Annotated in this window: 5 protein-coding genes; 1 reads left to right on the plus strand and 4 read right to left on the minus strand. The window is 73.0% G+C overall.

Annotation, left to right across the window (positions count from 1 at the left end; all coding sequences use genetic code 11):
• On the minus strand, positions 1 to 1,275 hold a 1,275-nt coding region (locus ACWEVO_RS27715; RefSeq protein WP_452310432.1), incomplete at its 3' end, for a hypothetical protein.
• 50 nt (positions 1,276 to 1,325) lie between these two features.
• Positions 1,326 to 2,789, minus strand: coding sequence for a GTPase HflX (gene hflX, locus ACWEVO_RS27720; RefSeq protein WP_452310433.1), 1,464 nt, complete (start codon positions 2,787 to 2,789; stop codon positions 1,326 to 1,328).
• A gap of 196 nt (positions 2,790 to 2,985) precedes the next feature.
• On the opposite strand from hflX, the gene ACWEVO_RS27725 reads away from it, so the two are divergent.
• Positions 2,986 to 4,458: a malic enzyme-like NAD(P)-binding protein gene (locus ACWEVO_RS27725; RefSeq protein ID WP_452310434.1), complete on the plus strand. Its 1,473-nt coding sequence runs from the start codon at positions 2,986 to 2,988 to the stop codon at positions 4,456 to 4,458.
• Between the two features lie 177 nt (positions 4,459 to 4,635).
• On the opposite strand, the gene dapF is transcribed toward ACWEVO_RS27725, so the two are convergent.
• Positions 4,636 to 5,472 carry a diaminopimelate epimerase gene (gene dapF, locus ACWEVO_RS27730; protein WP_452310435.1) on the minus strand — a complete coding sequence of 279 codons (837 nt, stop codon included), beginning with the start codon at positions 5,470 to 5,472 and terminating at the stop codon, positions 4,636 to 4,638.
• Between the two features lie 10 nt (positions 5,473 to 5,482).
• On the minus strand, positions 5,483 to 5,994 hold a 512-nt coding region (locus tag ACWEVO_RS27735), incomplete at its 5' end, for a tRNA (adenosine(37)-N6)-dimethylallyltransferase (protein WP_452310436.1).

The raw sequence follows: 5,994 nt of genomic DNA on the forward strand, positions 1-5,994 counted from the left end.
GCCGGCCGGGCGACCGGAGGCGCCGTTCGGGGGCGCGCCGCCGTACACCCCGCCGCTGCCGCCGTAGACGCCGCCCCGGGGGGCGCCGGAATCCGGTCGGTCGCCGGGCGGGAAGCCCCCGTGGCCCGGGAACTGGTCATCCCGCTCGGCCGGCTCGGCCGGTGCCGGCTTGCGGCGGGACCGCATGATCCCGAAGATGCCGGCCCCGACCATCAGCGCGCCGATCACCCCCACCGCGGCGATCAGGTACGTGATCTCGTCCAGCGAGAGGCTCTCGAACCAGGACTTCTCGGCGGCCGGCTTCGCCGCCACCCCGCCCGCGTTCGGCAGCGCCTCCACGCCCTTCGTCGACGGGACGTAGCTGAGGATCTCCACCGGCTCGGTGTCGTCCAGCAGGCCGACGTCGGAGACCGTGACGAAGCTCTTGCCGTCCGGGGTGTACGAGATCGCCTCGCCGAACACGTCGGCCAGCGGGGTCACCCGCGGCGCGCCCTTGAACGCCCCGACGAGGTCGCCGTTCGCCACGTCGTACTCGAAGGCGTCGGCGTAGGTGCGCAGGACGACCTTGCTGCCATCGGGTGAGCGGGCCGCGCCGGTGATCGTCATCCGGCCGGGCGCGCCCAGCTTGTTGTCGGTGTTCGTCTTGGGGACGGTGACCTCGCCGACCTTCTTCATCGGCACCGGCTCGGTGTCACCGGACTTGAGCGGGCCCGAGGGCTTGAAGATCTCCGCCTTGCCCGACGGGTCCTTGGTGATGATCAGCGGCAGGTTGTCGTCCCCGACCAGCAGCGCCTCGGCGTCGTGCGGCTTTTTCTCCGGGTACGCCAGCCGGTGCAGCACCGGCTTGCTCTTGCCGCTGACCGGCATGGTCCAGACGGCGATGCGCTCGCGCCGGGTCTTGCTGGTGGCGTTGTCCCCGATGTCGCCGATCCAGAGGGTCTTCTTGTCCGGCCCGAGGGCCAGGTCCTCGGTGTCGTACGGACCGTCGCCGGAGTAGGAGACCGGCTCCTTCGCCAGGCCGCACGTGCCGTCGAGGTAGAAGACCTTCTTGTGGCTGGAGTCGTCGCTGCCGTCGTCGATCACGACGTAACCGGTGCCGGTGGCGACCAGCCCGGACAGCTCGCGCAGCCGCTTGTCCTCGACGGTGCACTTCTTCTTGGGAGCCGCAGCCAGCACTGGGGCCGCGGCGGGAGCCGCCACGGCGAGCCCGGCGGGGGCCACGACCGCGCCGATCAGGCCGAGCGCGATCGTGACCGAGGAGACAGCGTGCCGCATGGCGCCAAGTGTCGCACGGCTGCGGTTTCGGGCGGGTGACGCCGGACGGCTCAGCCGCCGACGGCCACCCGCTCGTCCGTGGTCAGCCGGTCCCCCGCCCGGTACGGCGCCAGCTCGGCGGCGAGCGCCTGACCGACGCGCACGTGCAGCAGGGTCCCCTCCGGCAGGTGGGACGTGCTGAGCACCTCGCCCTGCCGGTGCACCCGGGCGACCAGGTCACCCCGGTCGTACGGCAGCACGGCGCGGACCTCGACCGCCGGGCGGGGCAGCCGCTGCTCGATCGCCTCGCGCAGCCCGTCGATCCCGCTCCCGTTGTGCGCGGAGACCAGGACGGCGTCCGGCCAGAGGCGCTTGAGCCGCAGCAGCGTCTCCTCGTCGGTGGCGTCGGTCTTGTTGACCACCAGCAGCTCCGGCAGCCGGTCGGCGCCCACCTCGGCGAGCACCTCGCGGACCGCGCGGACCTGCTCCTCCGGGTCCGGGTGGGTGCCGTCCACCACGTGCACCACCAGGTCGGCGTCGGCGACCTCCTCCAGCGTCGAGCGGAACGCCTCGACGATCTGGTGCGGCAGGTGCCGGACGAACCCGACCGTGTCGGAGAGGGTGTAGAGCCGCCCGTCGGCCGTGGTGGCCCGGCGGGTGGTCGGGTCCAGGGTGGCGAACAGCGCGTTCTCCACCAGCACGCCTGCCCCGGTGAGGCGGTTGAGCAGGCTGGACTTGCCGGCGTTGGTGTAGCCGGCGATGGCCACCGCGGGCACCGCGTTGCGGGAGCGCCGGGCGCGCTTGGTCTGGCGTACCGTCGTCATGCTCTTGATCTCGCGGCGCAGCCGCGCGATGCGGTGCCGGATCCGGCGCCGGTCGGTCTCGAGCTTGGTCTCACCGGGACCACGCAGGCCCACGCCGCCGCCGGCGCCGCCGCCGCGGCCGCTACCACCGGTCTGCCGGGAGAGGGTCTCACCCCAACCGCGCAGCCGGGGCAGCAGGTATTCGAGCTGGGCCAGCTCGACCTGCGCCTTACCCTCGCGGCTCTTGGCGTGCTGGGCGAAGATGTCCAGGATCAGGGCGGTCCGGTCGACCACCTTGACCTTGGTGCGCTGCTCCAGGTTGCGCAGCTGCGACGGGGAGAGTTCACCGTCGCAGATCACCGTGTCGGCGCCGGTGGAGAGCACCACCGCGCCGAGGTCGTCGACCTTGCCCCGACCGATGTACGTCGCCGGGTCGGGCCGGCTGCGCCGCTGGATCAGCCCCTCCAGCACCTGGGAGCCGGCCGTCTCGGCCAGCGCCGCCAGCTCGGTGAGGCTGTTGTCGGCGTCGTCCTGGGTCCCCTCGGTCCAGACGCCCACCAGGACGACCCGCTCCAGCCGGAGCTGACGGTATTCGACCTCGGTGATGTCGGTGAGCTCGGTGGAGAGGCCGGGGACCCGCCGCAACGCCTGCCGCTCCGACAGCTCGAACTCGCCGGTGGTGGCGTCGAGCTCGTCGTCCTCGTAGGGAAGGTAGGTCTCCTGCTCGCGCAAACCGCGTCTCCTGTCCGTTATGTCAAATGCCGGGGCATTTCCCGTGCGTATGAGCATCCTGACATGTGCCAACGCTCGACGCACCTGCTATATGCCCGTGGCGCTACTAACTGGTAACGGGGCCGGATGCCGGGCGAGCAGGGCGAGCGAGTAGAAATGCCAGGCGAGCCGCTCAGCGCCGACGGAGGAGTTCTACGTGGCCAACACCCGACTGCCGAGTGCCGGATTCTCGATCACCATCCGGATCGCGGTACCCGCGGACGCCTCCTCGATCGGCCGGCTGACCACCGCGGCGGGCGAGGCGGGCGCCATCGTCACCGCGCTGGACGTGGTCGATTCCGACCCGGCCCATGTGATCGTCGACCTCACCTGCGACACCGCCGACGCCAACCACGCCGATCAGGTCGTCGACGCGCTGACCGCGCTCGACGGGGTGGACGTCCGCAAGGTCTCCGACCGGACGTTCCTGCTGCACCTGGGCGGCAAGATCGAGGTCAGCTCGAAGGTCGCGCTGCGCACCCGTGACGAGCTGTCCCGGGCGTACACCCCGGGCGTGGCGCGGGTCTGCCAGGCGATCGCCGAGAACCCGGCCGACGCCCGCCGGCTCACCATCAAGCGGAACACGGTCGCCGTGGTCAGCGACGGCTCCGCCGTGCTCGGCCTGGGCAACCTGGGGCCGGCCGCCTCGCTGCCGGTGATGGAGGGCAAGGCGGCGCTGTTCAAGCGCTTCGGCGGGGTGGACGCCTGGCCGGTGGTGCTGGACACCCAGGACACCGACGAGATCGTCTCGATCGTGAAGGCGATCGCGCCCGCGTACGGCGGGATCAACCTGGAGGACATCGCCGCGCCGCGCTGCTTCGAGATCGAGGCCCGGCTGCGCGAGGCGCTGGACATCCCGGTCTTCCACGACGACCAGCACGGCACCGCGATCTGCGTGCTGGCCGCGCTGACCAACGCGCTGCGCGTCGTCGGCAAGCAGCTGGCGGACGTGCGGGTGGTCGTCTCCGGCGCCGGCGCGGCCGGCACCGCGATCATGAAGCTGCTGCTGCGCCAGGGCGTGGGCGACATCATCGCGTACGACCGGCAGGGCGCGCTGCACCGCGGACTGCCGGATCTGAACCCGGCCTGGCAGTGGCTGGCGGAGAACACCAACAAGGAGAACTACTCCGGCGACCTGCCCGGGGCGGTCCGGGGCGCCGACGTCTTCATCGGGGTGAGCGCGCCGAACCTGCTCACCGGCGACGACATCGCCACCATGGCCAAGGACGCGATCGTCTTCGCGCTGGCCAACCCGGACCCGGAGGTCGACCCGCGGGAGGCGCGCAAGCACGCCGCGGTGGTCGCCACCGGCCGCTCGGACCAGCCGAACCAGATCAACAACGTGCTGGCCTTCCCCGGCGTGTTCCGCGGCATGCTCGACGCGCACGCCGAGGAGTTCACCGAGGAGATGGCGATCGCGGCGGCCCGGGCGATCGCGGACGTGGTCGGCGAGGACAAGATCAACCCGACCGTCATCGTGCCGAGCGTCTTCGACTCCCGGGTCGCCCCGGCGGTCGCGGCGGCGGTCCGCGCCGCCGCCCAGAACCCCGCCGCCACCCCGGCCCCGGCCGCGGACCCGGGCCCGGCCGACCTGCCCGAGATCGCCGCCAACGCCAGCGCCACCCCCTGACGGCCCCTTCGGCCGCGACACCAACCGCCTCGAACCCCGCCCCCCTGATCGCGCCCCGTCTGGGGCTCGTTGATCAAGGAGTTTGCGTCAGGGAAGCGCCCGTTCCTGACGCAAACTCCTTGATCAACGCGGCGGGGGCGCGGCGGGGGCCGTGGGGCGCCCGGGCAGCGCGTGGGGTCAGGGCTGGAGGGTGGTCTCGCCGGTGGCGACCAGGACCGCGGGGCCGGAGAGCCAGCAGGAGTCCTCGGTAACCGTCACCGTGAGGCGGCCGCCGGGGACGTCCACGATGACCGTGCCGGTGTCCCGGCCGGCGTCGCGCAGCGCGACCGCGGCGACCGCGCAGGTGCCGGTGCCGCAGGAGAGCGTCTCGGCGGAGCCGCGCTCGTAGACCCGCATCAGCACGTGCCCGTCGGCGCCGGCCACCGGCTCGCCCGGCGCGGTGAACTCGACGTTCACGCCCGCCGGGAAGACCGCCGGGTCGACGCCCGGCGCCCGGGTGAGGTCGAGACCCGCCAGCTCCAGCCCGGCGGGCACCGCACAGACCAGGTGCGGGTTGCCGACGTCCACCGCCGCGCCGGCCAGGGTCAGCCCGCCCAGGGTGGCGGTGGCCGTGCCGGACAGCCGGGGACGCCGCATCTCGACCGCGATGTCCTCCCCCTCCAGTCGCGCGCGTACCACGCCGGCCCGGGTGGCCACCGGCAGCGCCGCGTCCGTCGGGTCGGCCAGCCCGGTCTCCAGCAGGTACCGGACGAAGACCCGGGAGCCGTTGCCGCACATCTCGGCGAAGGACCCGTCGGAGTTCCAGTAGTCCATGAACCACTCGGCCTCGCCGGCCAGGGCGGCGCCCTCCGGGTGCTTGGCGGCCCGTACCACGCGCAGCACACCGTCCCCGCCGATCCCCCGCCGCCGGTCGCAGAGCGCGGCGACCAGACCGGGTGTCAGGTCGAGCGCGCCGTCCGGGTCGGGCAGGATGACGAAGTCGTTGCCGGTGCCGTGGCCCTTGGTGAACTCCACGCCACCATCATTACCGATGCTCGGCCACCATCCGCCGCGCGGTCTCGACAAACGCGGGCGAGGCCGAGTCCAGCCAGTGGATCCGCGGGTCGCGCCGGAACCAGGAGCGCTGCCGGCGGACGAATCGGCGGGTGGCCCGGATCGTCTCGTCGTACGCCTCGGTCTCGGTCAGCTCGCCGGCCAGGAAGCGCAGCACCTGCTGGTAGCCGAGCGCCCGGCTGGCCGTCCGCCCCTCGGGCAGGCCACGGCCGACCAGGGCCCGGGTCTCGGCGACCAGGCCGGCGGCCCACATCCGGTCCACCCGCAGCGCGATCCGCTCGTCCAGCAGGGCGGTGTCCAGGTCCACGCCGAGCTGCACGGACGGATAGAACGGGGTCGGCTCGGGCAGGGACGCCGTGAAGGGTGCGCCGGTCAGCTCGATCACCTCCAGCGCCCGGACGATCCGCCGGCCGTTGGTCGGCAGGATGCCGGCCGCCGCCGTGGGGTCGGCCTCGGCCAGCCGGGCGTGCAGCGGGGCCGGAC

The sequence above is a fragment of the Micromonospora sp. NPDC003776 genome (genome assembly GCF_053605645.1).